A 15770-nucleotide genomic window follows, 5' to 3' on the forward strand; every position below is an offset into this window, starting at 1 on the left:
TTGAGGGCTGTGCCTCAGGCGGCTTGCGCTTCTTCCAGAAGCTTCTGGATTTCACCCTTCTGGTACATCTCGATCATGATGTCGGAGCCACCGATCAACTCGCCCTTCACATACAGCTGAGGGAAGGTCGGCCAGTTGGCGTAGTACTTCAGGTTTTCGAAGATTTCCGGATCGGCCAGCACGTTCACCGCCAGAAAATCCTTCACGCCGCAGGCCTGCAGCACTTGCGCCGCGCGCGACGAGAAGCCGCACTGCGGAAACTGGGGCGTGCCTTTCATGTACAGCACGACGGTATTGTTGGTGACTTGGTCACGGATGCGGTCGAGAGGGGTCATGTGAGCTCCTGGGCAATACTTGACTGGAATAGTCGGGAATTATACGCCCGGAGAAACCGGCGTCAAGCCGGTTTCTCGTTTCGCTGATAGGGGCTGACGAAGGCTTTGTGAAGCAGATGCGGGATCAGCAGATGTACGGGCATGCGCAGCCAGTGGGCGCGCACGAAAGCGGCCAGCCGTGCGGCAGGGGTGAAGCGATCGGCACAACTCGCATGGTCGGGCGCGAGGACCCGTGTGAAGATGCGGTCCATCAGGGCGAGGGTGAGGCGATTCGGCTTGTCGCGCTTGAGGGCCGCCATTGCGCTGTCGGGAATCGGCGTATCGAGAAAATAGCGTAGATAACGCAGCGCATAGAACAGCGAACGACCTAGTTGCAGCTCGTTGGCGCGCGTCGTCAGTCGCAGCCAGAAATCGGGGTTGGCAGCGGCATCGCGCAGCAACAGGTCGAGATCGGTCAGATCGCGCAGGCCGTGCGGCAATTCGCCATCGTGAAATACGTGGGTGGCCGAATGCAGGATGCGATCTTCCGTCGCCAGCACCTGGACGCCCGGCATGTCCGCCACTGCGACGGCACGATGGCGCAGCGTGGCGGAATCCGGATGATAACGTGCCGTATCGGGAAGAATGGCGTGATGCACGTCGATCACCGTGGCGCGGACGGCATGTTGTAGCGGCGGGATTTCATGCATCCAACGGCGGTAGTAGCGCTGGTCATAGTCCGACAGCAGGGTCGGGTGCCAGCCTGCAAGCATGAGTGCGGCTTCGACCGCGCCAAGTTGTGCCCGCGGGACCAGGATATCGATGTCATTGAACAGACGTCCGCTTGCCGCGGGCAGATTGGCCATGACGTAGGCGCTGCCTTTCAGGAGAATGAAGGGGAAGGCCAGCCCTTTCAAGGCGGTACGGATCTTGTCCACTTCCCAGCGTACGGCCAGTTGCTGCTTCGCGGCCAGCGTGGCCGCCGCATCAAAATGCCAGCGTGCGACGGCCGGGATGGCTTCGATCAGCTGGTGTCGGGCCAGAACGTCCCGAACACGCGCCAGCAGGCCGGCACTCCGTGCCTGTCGCACCAGCAGGTCCCATTCGCCCATCGAAAAGCGCGTGACGGAATCGGGCGAACGCAAGGTGCAACTGAGCAAATCGCGGGACCGGGATTTCATGAATTTCACACAGCCCGGCGTTCGGCCAGACGATCGAAAGCGGTGACTGCCTCGCTCAATGCGCTGTAGCGGAAATCGTAACAGTGCGCATGGTCGATCAGCGTGGTGCCGACGCGAAAGCCGTCCGCGCCCAGATGGCTGTAGTTGAATGCATTCTGTGCCAGAAACATGAACGTCTCGGCCCGGGAGCGGGGGGTCAACCGTGTTTCGGCGCCAGCCTCCCATTTGGGAAAAATCACCCAGCCGGGTCGGGCCGGTTCATGCTGGCGCAGTACGCTGTCGCGGGGGGGGCGCATGTGCGCCACAGAGCCTTTGGACGTGTCGTGGGAGACGCGATTGATGAAGGCTTCAGGATTGAACTGGCGGATGACGTCGATCGACTGGTTTTTCAGGCTGACGGGGCGCGGCAACGCATGGAGCAGGCCTGTCCTGCGATCGATCAGGGTCAGCTCGTCGGAAAGCAGGCGCCAGCCCGACAACACCAGTCCTGCGGTCAGAGTGCTTTTTCCCGAGCCGGGTGGCGCCGGGAGAATGGCGGCCAGACCATTTTTCTCCACGACGGCGGCATGAATGATCAGGTAGTGGTGCGCGTGCATCGAGACGCACCAGTTCAGACCCCATTCCAGCATGGGGTAGGCCTGGTCCAACGGCAGCGGTTTGAACGGCTGAGCGCCATCAAAGGAAAAATTGACCTGCGGACGGAACCAGCACCGCAGGCGGGAAGGGGGGTTCAGCTCGACATGGAAATCTGCAAAGGCCTGGTGCGCGCTACGCACTTCAAATTGGCCGTAGAGCTCAGTCAGTCCCTCGGCGACGCGTGGCAGGCGCGAACGGATCCGGAGCGAGAAAGGACCGGTGCGCAACCATACGCCGTTACCGGCGAGCTGATGCCGCAAATCGGATGGAGAGAGTTGAAGCAGCTTCATGGCGTTTCGAGCAAGCCGATCCGGCGCAGGCTGGCGAGCGCTTGATCCGTTTGATGGGCGAGATCCGGGCCAAACTCAAGAGACAACTGGGAAGCCAGCGCGCCATGCAGCTCGTCCAAAGTCATGCCAGGATTGCTCTGGACCAGCTGGAACAGCGCTACGTTGAACGGCGCGAGATAGTGTGTGTCGCCGGATGCCGTATCGAATACAACAGCTTCCTGTTCAAAGGATTTGATCTGAAAACGTGCCAATCGTATTTGAATCGGGAAGCTATTGAAGGAAAACTCAGATCATACGGGCATGGTGGTCTTGAGGTAATCCACGATCTGCGCCGAATTCCACTGTACGTTGGCCGTGGGTTCGAAGTAGCCTTTGCTGACCCATTCGTTCCAGATGCCGATCACATCCGTTTCCGAGAGAACTGGGGTTAAACCAGCTTTGGCGTTCAACAGTGCGGCAACGATATGCGCACCCAAATTGTCAGGGTCGGTCAACCCCCAGGGGTTGGAACCATTGCTCAGCATCAGGACCTGCATGAGGGAAAGCGAGGTCTTGGGCGTGCCGGGATTGCCATCGAGATCCGCCATGAACTGGGTGCCGGAAAAAAGCGGATGGAACAAGGTGCCGCCTTTCCAGTTCTGGACCTTGTTACAGCTATTCCCGGCATTGCAGTTCCCGGGAAGATAAGGCGACGGCCAGGATCCCGAATGCGTTTTCCAGTAACCCGGCGTTCTGCCGCTACACAGCGTAGGCGTGCCATGCTGGCTCAGATTGCCCGAAACGGCACCCGAAGGCGACATGCACTGGTCGGTCGCCAATACAGGGCGGCTGGCCAGCGTGAAAATGGCAGAGACGCCTAGTGCGGCCCCCGCCAGTCTACGGCGCGAGGGATTGATCTCGCTGTGTGGCAATGCCTCGGGCGAGGTGTCTTGAGTTTCGGGTGTGTGGTCGGACATGTCAGGCCTCGATAATCATTCTGGATTTTGTCCCCAGAAAATACAGCAAGAATCGCACCAATGTACGTCATTCCTGCCTGAATTGCCCGTCTTATGCTGTCTGCCGGCTTGTCGAGCGTGCCCTGGGTCAGGGCGAGTGTAAATTATTCCGACAGATTGCCGCCACTGACACGGTAGATGCTAGACAGGTCCGGCCAGCTTTGCGGATGGGAGAATCCCGCGGCCTGAAGCAAGGCCCGGACGGCATTCGCCTGATCGTACCCATGTTCCACCAGTAGCGCGCCGCCGGGCTTGAGATGCCCGGGTGCTGCCGCGATCAGGCGGCGCAGGTCGTCCAGACCGTCCGGACCTGCTGCGAGTGCGGAAAGCGGCTCGAATCGCACATCCCCGCGCGCCAGATGGGGATCGGTGGCGGCGATATAGGGCGGGTTGCCGACTATGAGGTCGAAGCGGCGTCCGGCCAGTGCAGAAAACCAGTCGCTGGTCAGAAATTCGACAGGTGCGTTGAGGATGCTGCTGTTATTTTTCGCGGCGGCGAGCGCGGCATCGGAGCGGTCCACGGCGGTCACGCGTGCAAGCGGCCGCTCCAGCGCCAGGGTGATGGCGACGCAGCCACTGCCGGTACCGAGATCGAGGACCTCTACTGCCTGGTCGCCGGGCATGTGCGTCAGAGCCCGCTCCACCAGCAATTCGGTATCGGGTCGCGGAATCAGGACGTCGGGCGACACGCGAAAGCTGCGGCCGTAAAACTCGCGCATGCCGGTGAGATAGGCGATCGGTTCGCCTGCCAGCCTGCGCGCGAGTAGCGTGCGAAATTGCGTGATTTGCTCTTGGGCCGGCAGGTCGGTGTCGTGCGCGATCAGCCAGGCGGGCGCCACGTCCCAGGCAAACGCGGCGAGTATGCGCGCTTCCAGTCGCGCTTCGCGCGTTTCCAGTCCGAGCGTCGCGCCAATGCGTGTTGTGGCGTCGTCGAGCAGACGGGCGACGGTCGCAGCCTCGCGGGCCATGTTTCAGCCCTCGCCGGCAAGCGTCGCCAGCAATTCGGCCTGATGTTCGGCCGCGAGCGCATCGAGCAACTCGGTGAGGTCGCCGTCCATTATCGCGTCGATCTTGTATAGCGTGAGGTTGATGCGGTGATCGGTGATGCGGCCCTGAGGGAAGTTGTAGGTTCGGATGCGATCGGAGCGGTCGCCGCTGCCGATCAGGTTCTTGCGGGTGCTGGCTTCGGTGGCGTGCTGAGCCTGGATTTCGCGATCCTTCAGGCGCGCCGCCAGTACGCTCATCGCCTGGGCGCGGTTGCGGTGCTGGGAGCGGTCGTCCTGGCATTCGACCACGAGCCCGGTCGGCAGATGGGTAATGCGGACCGCGGAGTCGGTCTTGTTGATGTGCTGGCCACCGGCGCCCGACGCACGGAAGGTATCGATGCGCAGGTCGGCCGGGTTGATGTCGACATCGCCGACCTCGTCGGCTTCCGGCATCACGGCGACGGTGCAGGCCGAGGTGTGGATGCGGCCCTGCGACTCGGTTTCCGGCACGCGTTGCACGCGATGGCCGCCGGATTCGAACTTCAGTCGCGAGTAGGCGCTTTGCCCAACGATGCGGAGGATCACCTCCTTGTAGCCCCCGACTTCGCCGGGGTTTTCCGACACGATCTCAACCTTCCAGCCCTGGCGCTCGGCATAGCGCGTGTACATGCGCAACAGGTTGCCGGCGAACAGCGCCGACTCGTCGCCGCCGGTGCCGGCGCGGATTTCCAGGAAGATGTTGCGCTCGTCGTTGGGATCTTTCGGCAGTAGCGCAGTCTGCAGTTCGGTTTCCAGTTGCCCGATTTTCGTTGCGCAATCTGCGAGTTCCGCTTCGGCGAGTTCGCGCATGTCCGGGTCGGCAAGCATCTCGCTTGCGGTTGTCCGGTCGGCTTCGACCCGCTTGTACTGACGGTAAAGCGCCACTACCGGGCTGAGATCGGCATGCTCGCGGGTGAGCTTGCGATAGCTTTCCATGTCGCCGGCGATTTCCGGCTGCGACAGCAAGGCGTCGAGTTCCTCGAGCCGCTCGTCGGCGCGAGCGAGCTTGTCGGCCAGCGAGGCTTTCATTCGTGGTGCAGCCCGTAGAGTTGGCTGATGAGGCGGACCAACTGGTCGCGTTCGGCACTGTTGGCGTGATTGAGCGCGTGAGTGGGGGCGTGCAGCAGCTTGTTGGACAGTGCGTGGCTCATCGCCTCGAGCACGGCGCGCGGGTCGCCGCCGCGCGCCAGCGCCTTCTCGGCTTTCTCGATTTCGTGGCGGCGATGGCGCTCGGCATTGTCGCGCAGCGAACGGATCAGCGGCACCAGTTCGCGGCCCTCCATCCAGTGCACGAAGTTTTCCACGCTGGTTTCGATGATGGCCTCGGCCTGTGCGACCTGCGCCACGCGATTGTCCATGCCTTCGCGCACCACCTGGCCGAGGTCGTCAACGCTGTAGAGGAAGACGTCGTCCATGTCGGCGACCTCGGCTTCGACGTCGCGTGGCACTGCGAGGTCGACGATGAAGATCGGGCGATGGCGGCGCTGCTTGATTGCACGCTCCAGCATGCCCTTGCCGAGGATGGGCATGATGTCGTAGGCGGGCAATTCGTCGGGCAACGCGGTCAGCGGGATCACTTCGGCATTGAAGCGTTCGGCCAGCGGACGGGCACGTTCGGTCGTGCGGTTGGCGACGGTCATGCGGCGCGGGTGTTGCGCGGCAAAATGGGTGATGCACAGCTCGATCATCTCGCCAGCGCCGATGAACAGGCAGGCCTGGTCCCGGATGCTGGGGAAGATGCGTTCGGCAAGCCGCACGGCGGCGGCGGCCATCGACACCGAATTGGCGCCGATCTCGGTGCTGGTGCGCACTTCCTTGGCGACCGAGAAAGTGCGCTGGAACAGCTTGTGCAGCAGCAGACCGAGCGTGCCGGCCTCCTCTGCAGCCTGTACTGCCTGCTTCATCTGGCCGAGGATCTGGGTCTCGCCCAGCACCATCGAATCGAGTCCGGCGGCGACACGGAAGGCATGTTGTGCCGCCTGCTCGCGCGGCAGCGTATACAGGTAGGGCGCGAGTTCACGCCGCTCGATTTGGTGGAAGTCGGCCAGCCATTGGGCCACGGCCTCGGGGGAGGGCGTGTTGACATACAGCTCGGTGCGGTTGCAGGTCGACAGGATGGCGACCTCGGACGCGCGCTGGGTCTGCGTCAGCTCGTGCAGCGCCTGCACCAGCTTCTCAGGGCCGAACGCCACCTGCTCGCGGATCGCGAGTGGCGCAGTGTGATGGTTGACCCCGAGGGTGAGAAGCTGCATACGGCAGATGGCCGAAAAACGAAGACCGCTATTTTAACCGCTCCCGCTACTGCGGGCGCGCGGGAAAGTTCAGGCGGTCGTAATAGCGCCCGCGATAGAGCAGACGACGGTGGCCGGGTGAGTCGGAGAACGCGCTGCGGGTGTGCAGCACATTGTTGCAGATGAGGCCCATACCAGGACTCAGACGCGCCGTGAGGATGTATTCCGAACTGGCGAGAATATCGGCCAGGGTTTTGACGGCGGCCTGCGTGACCGCGTCGTTCTTCCACACGATCGAACGGGTACGTGCGGTGTAGCGCATATACAGAAAACCCGCGTCGGGATCGACCGCGAACACCGGGCCGCTCTGTTCCGGGCGGGCGACGTTGTCCTCGTCCATGCGAGCAGGAATGGTCATCGCATCGGGCTGCATCAGCGCGGCAACATAATCGGGGCTGGCATCGCGCAACTGGATATAGGCAATCTCGTGGTCGAGCAGGGCGTTCTCGCCGCCGGATTCGGCATCCTGCGCGCAATGCAGCGTCATGCCGAGAATGCGGTGATCGAGTGCGTTGTAGTAGCCGTCGGTATGCCAGTTGATCGGCTTGTGGGTATAGGGAATGAAATCGCCGCGTACGCTGCCGCCTTCGTCGCTGGCCGGGGTGATGCTGGAAAGCCCGTCTTCATCGGCCAGATAGTTGCCTTCGAGGCGGGAAAGGCCGAGTTGTTGTGCCAATCGATGCGGGATCGACTTGTCGGCGGCAGGCAGGTGCGATGCGCTGTAGATGGCCATGTTGGCGCGCGCGCAGCACGCCTCGAGCGTGTCGGCTTCGTCGGCAGTGAGATGGCGTGGATCGTCCAGCGACACAACCAGTTCGTCGATGCGGCGCGGATAGGCGGCAAGCCGGGCATTGCGCCAGGCGCGGTAGCCGCTCTCGTTGCCCAGATCGAAAGGCGAATTCGCCATGCCGCGCCTTATTCCGGAGGCAGCATGTCGGGCGAACCGAAGCCGCGCTTGACCGGCGCGTCGGACAAGAGGCCCTTGAAGCTCTTCCTCACCGTGCCCATCATCTCGGGCATCTCGATGTCCATGATCTGGTCCATGATCCAGGTCTTGTCGTTGTCGCCCATCTCGTCACGGATCTGCAAACCGAGGAAACGTAACGCCGGGAAGCTGGCCTTTTCTTCGTCAGGGAACTCGAATTCCGCATAGTCGGCGAAGCGGCGGTTGAGGAAATCGATGAATTCCTGTTTGTAGTTGCGCGGGTCGTTTTTGCCTACCACTTCGCGCACGTTCTGCTCCATCACTTCACCGAGCCGGTTGGCGACCGCCTGCAGTACAGCGATGCGGCGTTCGGGTGTCAGCGTTGCATAGGCCATGCGGTCGCAGTAATGCACCAGGAAGGCGAGGAATTCGGCGATCAGCTTGAAGCCGCGCGCCGGGGTGATGATGTCGTAGTTTTCGCGGCCGAGGTTGTCCACGGCCTTGTCGGCGACGCGCCAGGTGGTCGTGGCGACAGCGGTAGCGATTTCTTCGGCGCTGCGCTCGCCGTCTTTCTTGAACCAGACAGTTTTGACGCGGATAGGCATGGCCATGATTATTCTCCTGTGGCGACGGGGCGGGCGGGATCGGTGATCCACTCGCTCCACGAACCGGGGTAAAGCCGTGAACCGGGAAGACCGGCGACTTCCATCGCCAGAATGTTGTGGCAGGCGGTGACGCCGGAACCGCACATGTGGATCACCTGCCAGGCAGGCCTGCCCTTGAGCAGGGCCTGATAGTTTTCGCGCAGCGCTTCGGGCGGCAGGAAGGTCCCGTCCACGTCGAGGTTCTCGTCGAATTGCCAGTTGATCGCGCCAGGTACGTGCCCGGCCACCGGGTCGAGCGGTTCGAATTCGCCGGAGAAGCGGCGGTCCGGACGCGCATCGAGGATGAGTTGCTCGCCGGACTGTGACGCGCGCAAGACCTCGTCCGCCGCGACGATCTGGGTCGGTTCGGGCAGGCAGGCGCAGGCACCCCGGTGTGGTGCCGGGATGTCGGCATTGACCGGGCGCTTTTCACGCAGCCATTTCGGGTAGCCGCCGTCCAGCAGGGCCACACCGGGGTGCCCAAGCCAGCGCAGCATCCACCATAGCCGCCCTGCCATGGCGCCATAACTGTCGTCGTATACCACGACCTGTTTGTTGACGCCTACACCCCATGCACACAGCTTTTCGGTCAGCACGCGCGGATCGGGCAGCGGGTGGCGCCCGGTGGTTTCGCCGATGGGAGCAGAGAGATCCTCATCCAAATGCACATAGCGAGCGCCCGGGATATGTGCTTTCTCATACGCCTGACGACCTGCCTCAGTGTCGGTGAGGGTGAAGCGGCAGTCCAGGATGACCCAGTTGGGGTCGTCCAGGTGGGCAGCCAGATCTTCAGTGGTAACGAGGGTGTTGGAAAACATCGTTGGAGCCGTGATAGGTGAACTTCAGGTCGGAGCGGGCAGCGAGGAAACCGCTGCCCGCCCAACGGGGTCTCTGACTGCTATCAGTAGCCGCCTTTGCCGTAAGGCTTGGTCAGGCCGGCAACGCGGGCGGACTGACGTGCGGGCTGGTTGGGGAAGAGCTCATACAGCTTTTTCTTCCAGTCGGTACCGGGATGCAGGTCTTCCATCTCGGACAACATGTTGCGGAAGTTCGGGGTATGACCATCTTCCTTGTATTTGTCGCGCATATAGTTGATGACGGTCCAGTGATCGTCGGTCAGCGTGATTTTTTCAGCCGCGGCGATGACGGGGGGGACGTCGTCGCTGAAGTTGGCTTCCAGCAGGAAGTCTTCTTCACCGGTTTCGAGCTCTTCGCCATTTACAACATAAGACATGTTTTCTCCTTTCGGGTTGGTCACTAAAGAATCGCCGGAACAACCGGCAGCGGGTTCAATGGTTCGCCGGCATCACCGGCGCAATGGATTTGTGCGGGATGAAAATCCCGCATCCTAACAAACGGTTGCGTCCCATGCCTTCGTCCTGCAGTTGCAGGGATTTGTGTGGCGGCACGTCATGCAGCATCAGACTGTAGCCGTAGATTGGGCCGGATGCGGTTTGCAGGGTTTGCTGTTTGCCGCAGATGAATCCGCAGCGCAGCTGGAAATGGCCATCCAGTTCGCGCATCACGTCCTGCACGAATTGTTCTTCAGTCGCCCGGCCCGTGTCAACGAAGTGTGCGTAGATGTTGGCGAAGGCACTGAATTCACGGGTCTTGAAGCTGCCGATCTGCAGGCGGTGACCGGCCAGGTCCAGTGTCTGCCCGACCAGGCGCTGCATCTCGTCCACACGTGTCTTGGGCACGCGCACGAGCATCTTGGTACGCCGATTGATGTTGAGCGTGGCATCGCCACTGTTGGTTTCTGCACCTTTGAGATGCTGGATGCCAGTGCCACCATCCTCACCCAGCCAGGGGAGCAGGCGCAGCAGTGCCTCCGACATCAGTTGTGCATTGTCGGCCGGAATGGTGGTGCCGGCCAGATCGAATTGCAGGTCGATCATGTGCGGCGTGTACGCTTCGGGCTTGTTTTCAGGCCAACCTGCCCAGTTCACGGCGCGTCTCCCGCATGGTCCTTGGCCCAAGCCTGCATCAGGTCGGCCCATTTCTGCGCGCTGACCGGGTCGACGTCGAAAATAGTGAAGCGCTTGTTCTCGCGTATGCGGATGCGTAGAAACGGCACGCCTCCCGACTCGTGGGTCAGGTGCTGGAACTCGATCTCCTGGCCGCCGAAGGGGAGTCGCATCTTGTCTAATGGTGTGATCTCTGGCATGGAATCTCGATCCGAGTTGCTTCAATTCGATATGAATGCGTTGTACAGCAACACAAACAAACCTTGCTTTAATAAGGTTGTTGCGTACCATTTCAACCCTGCTTGTTACAGGGGCTTGCGTTTGCAACAATATTTTAATACTCTTATTGATTCCTGTGGCGGCCACGTAATGTCTCACCCTTTGCCTAGATGGGGCATTACCGCGTTGGGGAAATCGATCTACTCCTTTTGGGTAGGTTAAAACCTACCGCGATGGAGTAATCGTTTTACCCATGAGAATGATGGTGATGCGGCCATCAACTCAATACGATGATGGGATACCGTTGAGCTATCGGCTGAGCGGGCATTTCGAAATGTTCTAGGAGAGAAAACTATGGCAAAGAAGATGATTGATACGCCCAATCTGGACGAGCTCGAGAAAGGCCCGTGGCCGAGCTTCGTGACCGGTCTGAAGCGTCTGGCTAAGGACAACGACATGATGGTTGACCTGATGGGTCAGCTGGAGACGTCGTACAAGACCAAGTTCGGTTACTGGAAGGGCGGTACGGTTGGCGTGTTCGGCTATGGTGGTGGTGTGATCCCCCGCTTCACCGAGTTGAAAGACGAAAACCACCAGCCGCTGTTCCCTGAGGCGGCTGAATTCCATACTCTGCGCGTGCAGCCGCCCGCAGGCATGCACTACACTTCCGACCTGCTGCGCAAGATGTGTGACGTCTGGTCCGCGACCGGTGGCTCGGGCCTGATCGCCTTCCATGGCCAGTCCGGCGACATCATGTTCCAAGGCATCAAGACCGAAAACGTCCAGAAGGCCTTCGATGAATTCAATGAAATGGGCTTCGACCTTGGCGGCGCCGGTCCCGCGCTGCGCACCTCGATGTCCTGCGTCGGCGCCGCCCGCTGCGAAATGTCCTGCTACGACGAAGCCAAGGCGCTGCGCACCGTCATCAACAACAACCTGGACGACATGCACCGTCCGTCCTTGCCGTACAAGTTCAAGTTCAAGTTCTCCGGCTGCCCGAACGACTGCGTGAATGCCATCCAGCGTTCCGACATGGCGACCATCGGCACCTGGCGCGACAACATCCGCGTGAACGAAGCCCAGGTTCAGGACTACATGAAAGCCCACGGCATGAACGATCTCGTCAACGACGTGATCAGCAAGTGCCCGACCAAGGCCATCACCCTGGTTGAAACCGGCAAGTTCCAGGCCAGCGAGCATGTTTCCGCGGCCAACTTGGGCAACGGCCAGACCATGTGCATCGACAACAAGAACTGTGTGCGCTGTATGCACTGCCTGAACGTCATTCCCGGCGGTCTGCTGCCCGGTAGCGACAAGGGCGTGACCATCCTGGTGGGCGGCAAGGGCGTGCTGAAGATCGGCGCCACCATGGGTACCGTGGTGATTCCGTTCATGAAGCTCGAATCCGACGAGGACTTCGAGAAGCTGAACGAACTGGCTCGCAATATCCTCGACTTCTTTGCTGAGAACGCACTGGAGCACGAGCGTACCGGTGAAATGATCGAGCGTATCGGCCTGACCAACTTCCTCGAAGGCCTGGATATCCCGGTTGATCCCAACATGATCAGTGCACCGCGTTCCAACCCCTACTTCCGTTCCGACGACTGGGACGAGCAGGTGGAGAAGTGGAACGAGTACAAGCAGTCCGCCGCTTAAGTTTTCGCTTACCGCGGGCTCTGGTGAGAGCTGGGGCCCGTGCATTAAATCAGTTGGAGATAAAACATGGCAGAACTACGTCCGCCTATCGAATCCGGCGCCCCGGATCCGATGCCCTACATGCATCCCGTGATGGTCAAGAACTATGGCAAGTGGTCTTTCCACAGCCATCCGAAGCCGGGTGTCCTGTATCACCGCGCTGAGTCCGGCGACGAGATCTGGACCGTCAAGGCCGGTACCCAGCGCCAGATGGACCACTACACCATCCGTGAGCTGGCTGACATTGCTGACCAATATGGCGATGGTTTCGTGCGTTTCACCGCGCGTTCCAATATCGAATACATGGTGGCTGATGGTTCCAAGGTCGAGCCGCTGATCAAGGCGCTGAACGACAAGGGCTATCCCATCGGTGGTACCGCCAACTCCGTGTCCATGATCGCGCACACCCAGGGCTGGCTGCACTGCGACATCCCCGGCACCGACGCTTCCGGCGTGGTCAAGGCGCTGATGGACGAGTTGTATGACGACTTCGTCAAGTGCGAGATGCCCAACCGCGTCAAGATGTCGACCTCCTGCTGCGAGATCAACTGCGGCGGCCAGGCCGACATCGCCATCATCGTTCAGCACACCAAGCCGCCGAAGATCAACCACGATCTGGTTGCCAACGTGTGTGAGCGTCCGTCCGTTGTTGCCCGCTGCCCGGTGGCGGCGATCCGTCCCGCCCTGGTGAACGGCAAGCCCTCGCTGGAAGTCGACGAGAAGAAGTGCATCTGCTGCGGCGCCTGCTTCCCCCCGTGCCCGCCGATGCAGATCAACGACCCCGAGCACTCCAAGATCGCGATCTGGGTGGGCGGCAAGAACTCGAACGCCCGTTCCAAGCCGACCTTCCACAAGCTGGTCGCGTCCGGCCTGCCGAATAATGCGCCGCGTTGGCCGGAAGTGAGCGAGGTGGTCAAGAAGATCCTCGCCACCTACAAGGCTGACGGCAAGCCTTGGGAGCGCATGATTGACTGGATCGACCGCATCGGCTGGCCCGCATTTTTCGAGAAGACCGGTCTGCCCTTCACCAAGTATCACATTGATAACTGGCGTGGTGGTCGTGCCAACCTGAACGCTTCTGCGCACATCCGCTTCTAAGCTGTTTGGGGAGCTGTCAGCTCCGCCACCGCTCTGGCTGTGGCGGATGCTTGATAACAATGACTGGATTTTTCGGAGTTTGAGCTAGCCATGCAATTCGGCATTCTTGTAAACGAAGGGCCTTACAACCATGAGGCCAGTGACTCCGCTTATCTCTTCGCCCGTACGGCGATCGAGAAGGGGCACAAAGTTCCGCGTATTTTTTTCTACCATGATGGCGTGAACAACTCGACGCGCATGGCTGAGCCGCCGCAGGATGACCGCAACGTCACCATGCGCTGGTCCAAGCTGGCCGAAGAGCATGGCATCGACCTCGTTGTGTGCGTGGCCGCTGCGCTGCGTCGTGGCATCAAGGATGAGCTGCTGGCCCCGGGTTTCCGTATTTCCGGTCTGGGTCAGTTGGTGGAAATGGGTATTCAGTACGATCGTCTCGTGACGTTCGGTGATTAAGGGTTAACGAGATGAGCGATATGGACGATATGGATGACGGCTCGGGTGTCGTCAAGAAATTCATGTTCCTGAACCGCAAGGCGCCGCACGGTACTGTGTACGCGTTGGAAGGTCTGGAAGTGGTGCTGATTACCGCTGCCTTCGATCAGGATGTGAGCATGGTCTTCACCGACGACGGTGTCTACCAGTTGATGAAGGGCGTCGACACCAAGGGTATCGAGGTCAAGGATTTTTCCAAGACCTATCGTGCACTGGAAGGCTACGACATTGAGAAGCTCTATGTCGACCAGGTGTCGCTGGATGCGCGCGGTCTGACCGAAGACGACCTGATTGTGGATGTGACGGTGCTCTCCGTCGATGAGATGGCGAATCTCATGGCCGAGCAAGACGTCGTGATCAGCTTCTAAGGGGACCGGACATGCTGCATATTGTGAATAAATCGGCCACTGAGCGCAGTTCGCTGGAAAGCTGCCTGCGCATGGCCACCAAAGGTTCTGCTGTATTGCTGATCGAAGACGCGGTGTACGCGGCGACGAACGGTAACGCGGCAGCGGCGAAAATCCAGGCAGCAGCAGCTGACCTCAAGATTTACGCACTCGGTCCTGATCTGGCGGCGCGCGGCATGGCCGGGCGTGTGCTGGACGGAGTCAATGTCGTGGATTACGGCGGTTTTGTGGATCTGGTCGCAGAGCACAGCAACTGTCAGTCTTGGCTGTAACTTTTAATAGAAGGAGTATTGCTATGCCCATGGTGAATATCGCCGGTAAGGAAGTCGAAGTCGACGAGGAAGGCTATCTGGTCGACCTGTCGCAGTGGAACGAAGACATCGCCAAGTACATGGCCGTCGAAGAGAAGGTCGATCTGACCGACAGCCACTGGGAAGTCGTCAACTTCCTGCGTGAGTACTACGCCGAATACCAGATCGCTCCCGCTGTTCGCGTTCTGACCAAGGCCATTGGCAAGAAGCTCGGCCCGGAAAAAGGCAACAACAAGTACCTGTACGAGTTGTTCCCCTACGGCCCCGCCAAGCAGGCTTGTAAGATCGCGGGTCTGCCCAAGCCGACCGGCTGTATCTAAGTTGTAAGTCGTCGGGTCGCCTCGGATTTTCGGGGCGACTCCGATCGTTATGTTTCCCAATCAAATGGGGCGGGGTTGGCTCGCCTTGCGTTTGATTCGCAAACAAAACGTTGGTAAGGAATGCAATTCCGCCAGGCATTTCATCGCGTGGCGGGACGGGGTCCGATAGGAGAGTGAGTTTGTCTACTGTGACGATGATTTACGCCGGGATGTTCTACATCGCCACCTTCCTGCTGGTGGTGGGTCTGGTCTACAAGATTTTTGATTACAGCCGCACACCCGCACCGCTGGTCATCCCGACGACCCCTGCGCCGACTACGCGAACCGGCGTGGTGTACCGGATGGCGAAAGAGGTGGTGGTATTCGAGTCGCTGTTCAAATCGAACAAGTGGATCTGGGTCTTCGGCTGGCTGTTCCATTTCGGTCTGCTTCTGGTTCTGGCGCGCCACCTTCGCTATTTCACCCAGCCTGTCTGGTTCTGGGTCGACATCGTGCAGCCCTTCGGCAAATACGCCAGCATCATGATGGTCGCTGGCCTGGCGGGGCTGTTGGCGCGCCGCTTCGTTGTCGACCGGGTGCGCTACATCTCGACACCGTCCGATTATCTGATGCTGCTCCTGCTGATCGGGATCGGCGTGTCCGGCATGCTGATGACCTTCGTCGCCCATACCGACATCATTTCGCTGAAAGAGTTCTTCATGGGCTTGATGTATCTGGATATCCAGCCGCTTCCGCAGGACCCGATCCTGATGGTGCATCTGGCCCTGGTGGCTTCGCTGATGGTGATCTTCCCGGTCAGCAAACTGTTGCATGCGCCGGGCCTGTTCTTCAGCCCCACCCGCAACCAGGTCGACAACCCGCGTGAACATCGCCATGTAGCGGCATGGGCTGCACGCCTGGATCAGAACAACTGATTCGTCGACGACGATTGACGAACGCCTAAGTACGGACAGAGGACTCACA

At 60.3% G+C, this 15770-nt stretch carries 21 protein-coding genes; 7 read left to right on the forward strand and 14 right to left on the reverse strand.

Going from position 1 to position 15770, the window contains the following annotated elements:
- Positions 1-14: 14 nt before the first annotated feature.
- The 14 genes from grxD to ABT23_RS09345 all read right to left on the reverse strand — a co-directional run bounded on the left by grxD (position 15) and on the right by ABT23_RS09345 (position 10441).
- Positions 15-335: a Grx4 family monothiol glutaredoxin gene (gene grxD / locus ABT23_RS09280; RefSeq protein WP_296634055.1), complete on the reverse strand. Its 321-nt coding sequence runs from the start codon at positions 333-335 to the stop codon at positions 15-17.
- A 62-nt stretch (positions 336-397) separates the two neighbouring features.
- Positions 398-1495 (reverse strand): nucleotidyltransferase family protein, encoded by a 1098-nt coding sequence (locus ABT23_RS09285; RefSeq protein ID WP_296634061.1) that lies wholly within the window; start codon positions 1493-1495, stop codon positions 398-400.
- A 5-nt stretch (positions 1496-1500) separates the two neighbouring features.
- The gene (locus tag ABT23_RS09290) at positions 1501-2421 is read right to left on the reverse strand and encodes an HprK-related kinase A (protein WP_296634066.1); all 921 of its coding nucleotides are present in this window, start codon (positions 2419-2421) and stop codon (positions 1501-1503) included.
- A complete protein-coding gene (locus tag ABT23_RS09295; RefSeq protein ID WP_296634071.1) occupies positions 2418-2672 on the reverse strand; it encodes an HPr-rel-A system PqqD family peptide chaperone in 255 nt (84 codons plus the stop codon). Before ABT23_RS09295 ends, ABT23_RS09290 begins: the two co-directional genes overlap by 4 nt.
- A gap of 39 nt (positions 2673-2711) precedes the next feature.
- A complete protein-coding gene (locus ABT23_RS09300; protein ID WP_296634079.1) occupies positions 2712-3377 on the reverse strand; it encodes a hypothetical protein in 666 nt (221 codons plus the stop codon).
- Between the two features lie 143 nt (positions 3378-3520).
- Complete coding sequence (gene prmC, locus ABT23_RS09305; RefSeq protein ID WP_296634083.1) at positions 3521-4384, reverse strand: peptide chain release factor N(5)-glutamine methyltransferase; 864 nt, start codon at positions 4382-4384, stop codon at positions 3521-3523.
- 3 nt (positions 4385-4387) lie between these two features.
- Positions 4388-5470: a peptide chain release factor 1 gene (gene prfA, locus ABT23_RS09310; RefSeq protein ID WP_296634087.1), complete on the reverse strand. Its 1083-nt coding sequence runs from the start codon at positions 5468-5470 to the stop codon at positions 4388-4390.
- A complete protein-coding gene (gene hemA, locus ABT23_RS09315; protein WP_296634093.1) occupies positions 5467-6693 on the reverse strand; it encodes a glutamyl-tRNA reductase in 1227 nt (408 codons plus the stop codon). Before hemA ends, prfA begins: the two co-directional genes overlap by 4 nt.
- Before the next feature lie 46 nt (positions 6694-6739).
- Positions 6740-7639 (reverse strand): TauD/TfdA family dioxygenase, encoded by a 900-nt coding sequence (locus ABT23_RS09320; RefSeq protein WP_296634097.1) that lies wholly within the window; start codon positions 7637-7639, stop codon positions 6740-6742.
- Between the two features lie 8 nt (positions 7640-7647).
- Positions 7648-8268, reverse strand: coding sequence for a hypothetical protein (locus ABT23_RS09325; protein WP_296634102.1), 621 nt, complete (start codon positions 8266-8268; stop codon positions 7648-7650).
- A gap of 2 nt (positions 8269-8270) precedes the next feature.
- Positions 8271-9119, reverse strand: a complete 849-nt coding sequence (locus ABT23_RS09330; RefSeq protein ID WP_296634105.1) for a sulfurtransferase — start codon at positions 9117-9119, stop codon at positions 8271-8273.
- An 83-nt stretch (positions 9120-9202) separates the two neighbouring features.
- Positions 9203-9535 carry a TusE/DsrC/DsvC family sulfur relay protein gene (locus ABT23_RS09335; RefSeq protein ID WP_296634109.1) on the reverse strand — a complete coding sequence of 111 codons (333 nt, stop codon included), beginning with the start codon at positions 9533-9535 and terminating at the stop codon, positions 9203-9205.
- A 55-nt stretch (positions 9536-9590) separates the two neighbouring features.
- The gene (cas6, locus tag ABT23_RS09340; protein WP_296634111.1) at positions 9591-10250 is read right to left on the reverse strand and encodes a type I-MYXAN CRISPR-associated protein Cas6/Cmx6; all 660 of its coding nucleotides are present in this window, start codon (positions 10248-10250) and stop codon (positions 9591-9593) included.
- Positions 10247-10441, reverse strand: coding sequence for a hypothetical protein (locus ABT23_RS09345; RefSeq protein WP_296634114.1), 195 nt, complete (start codon positions 10439-10441; stop codon positions 10247-10249). The genes cas6 and ABT23_RS09345 overlap by 4 nt, the downstream gene beginning before the upstream one ends.
- Before the next feature lie 400 nt (positions 10442-10841).
- Between ABT23_RS09345 and dsrA the strand changes: the two genes are divergently transcribed.
- The 7 genes from dsrA to ABT23_RS09380 all read left to right on the forward strand — a co-directional run bounded on the left by dsrA (position 10842) and on the right by ABT23_RS09380 (position 15721).
- Positions 10842-12143: a dissimilatory-type sulfite reductase subunit alpha gene (gene dsrA, locus ABT23_RS09350; RefSeq protein ID WP_296634117.1), complete on the forward strand. Its 1302-nt coding sequence runs from the start codon at positions 10842-10844 to the stop codon at positions 12141-12143.
- Between the two features lie 66 nt (positions 12144-12209).
- A complete protein-coding gene (gene dsrB / locus ABT23_RS09355) occupies positions 12210-13280 on the forward strand; it encodes a dissimilatory-type sulfite reductase subunit beta (protein ID WP_296634120.1) in 1071 nt (356 codons plus the stop codon).
- A 90-nt stretch (positions 13281-13370) separates the two neighbouring features.
- Positions 13371-13730, forward strand: a complete 360-nt coding sequence (gene tusD, locus ABT23_RS09360) for a sulfurtransferase complex subunit TusD (protein ID WP_296634123.1) — start codon at positions 13371-13373, stop codon at positions 13728-13730.
- Positions 13731-13741: 11 nt separating this feature from the next.
- Positions 13742-14137, forward strand: a complete 396-nt coding sequence (gene tusC, locus ABT23_RS09365; RefSeq protein ID WP_296634125.1) for a sulfurtransferase complex subunit TusC — start codon at positions 13742-13744, stop codon at positions 14135-14137.
- An 11-nt stretch (positions 14138-14148) separates the two neighbouring features.
- A complete protein-coding gene (tusB, locus tag ABT23_RS09370; protein WP_296634129.1) occupies positions 14149-14448 on the forward strand; it encodes a sulfurtransferase complex subunit TusB in 300 nt (99 codons plus the stop codon).
- 23 nt (positions 14449-14471) lie between these two features.
- Positions 14472-14807 (forward strand): TusE/DsrC/DsvC family sulfur relay protein, encoded by a 336-nt coding sequence (locus ABT23_RS09375; RefSeq protein WP_018507215.1) that lies wholly within the window; start codon positions 14472-14474, stop codon positions 14805-14807.
- 173 nt (positions 14808-14980) lie between these two features.
- Complete coding sequence (locus tag ABT23_RS09380) at positions 14981-15721, forward strand: respiratory nitrate reductase subunit gamma (protein ID WP_296634132.1); 741 nt, start codon at positions 14981-14983, stop codon at positions 15719-15721.
- Positions 15722-15770: the final 49 nt, after the last annotated feature.

The organism is Thiobacillus sp. SCN 63-57, from assembly GCF_001725555.1.
In the GTDB taxonomy this organism is placed as follows: Bacteria; Pseudomonadota; Gammaproteobacteria; order Burkholderiales; family Thiobacillaceae; genus Thiobacillus.

What these genes read in the sequence shown, in the direction of transcription:
- ABT23_RS09290 (WP_296634066.1), bottom strand. Translation starts at nt 2,421, where the DNA reads ATGAAGCTGCTTCAACTCTCTCCATCCGATTTGCGGCATCAGCTCGCC.
- ABT23_RS09320 (WP_296634097.1), bottom strand. Translation starts at nt 7,639, where the DNA reads ATGGCGAATTCGCCTTTCGATCTGGGCAACGAGAGCGGCTACCGCGCC.
- prfA (WP_296634087.1), bottom strand. Translation starts at nt 5,470, where the DNA reads ATGAAAGCCTCGCTGGCCGACAAGCTCGCTCGCGCCGACGAGCGGCTC.
- ABT23_RS09325 (WP_296634102.1), bottom strand. Translation starts at nt 8,268, where the DNA reads ATGGCCATGCCTATCCGCGTCAAAACTGTCTGGTTCAAGAAAGACGGC.
- ABT23_RS09285 (WP_296634061.1), bottom strand. Translation starts at nt 1,495, where the DNA reads ATGAAATCCCGGTCCCGCGATTTGCTCAGTTGCACCTTGCGTTCGCCC.
- ABT23_RS09330 (WP_296634105.1), bottom strand. Translation starts at nt 9,119, where the DNA reads ATGTTTTCCAACACCCTCGTTACCACTGAAGATCTGGCTGCCCACCTG.
- dsrA (WP_296634117.1), top strand. Translation starts at nt 10,842, where the DNA reads ATGGCAAAGAAGATGATTGATACGCCCAATCTGGACGAGCTCGAGAAA.
- tusB (WP_296634129.1), top strand. Translation starts at nt 14,149, where the DNA reads ATGCTGCATATTGTGAATAAATCGGCCACTGAGCGCAGTTCGCTGGAA.
- hemA (WP_296634093.1), bottom strand. Translation starts at nt 6,693, where the DNA reads ATGCAGCTTCTCACCCTCGGGGTCAACCATCACACTGCGCCACTCGCG.
- tusD (WP_296634123.1), top strand. Translation starts at nt 13,371, where the DNA reads ATGCAATTCGGCATTCTTGTAAACGAAGGGCCTTACAACCATGAGGCC.
- ABT23_RS09345 (WP_296634114.1), bottom strand. Translation starts at nt 10,441, where the DNA reads ATGCGACTCCCCTTCGGCGGCCAGGAGATCGAGTTCCAGCACCTGACC.
- tusC (WP_296634125.1), top strand. Translation starts at nt 13,742, where the DNA reads ATGAGCGATATGGACGATATGGATGACGGCTCGGGTGTCGTCAAGAAA.
- ABT23_RS09375 (WP_018507215.1), top strand. Translation starts at nt 14,472, where the DNA reads ATGCCCATGGTGAATATCGCCGGTAAGGAAGTCGAAGTCGACGAGGAA.
- ABT23_RS09300 (WP_296634079.1), bottom strand. Translation starts at nt 3,377, where the DNA reads ATGTCCGACCACACACCCGAAACTCAAGACACCTCGCCCGAGGCATTG.
- prmC (WP_296634083.1), bottom strand. Translation starts at nt 4,384, where the DNA reads ATGGCCCGCGAGGCTGCGACCGTCGCCCGTCTGCTCGACGACGCCACA.
- grxD (WP_296634055.1), bottom strand. Translation starts at nt 335, where the DNA reads ATGACCCCTCTCGACCGCATCCGTGACCAAGTCACCAACAATACCGTC.
- dsrB (WP_296634120.1), top strand. Translation starts at nt 12,210, where the DNA reads ATGGCAGAACTACGTCCGCCTATCGAATCCGGCGCCCCGGATCCGATG.
- ABT23_RS09335 (WP_296634109.1), bottom strand. Translation starts at nt 9,535, where the DNA reads ATGTCTTATGTTGTAAATGGCGAAGAGCTCGAAACCGGTGAAGAAGAC.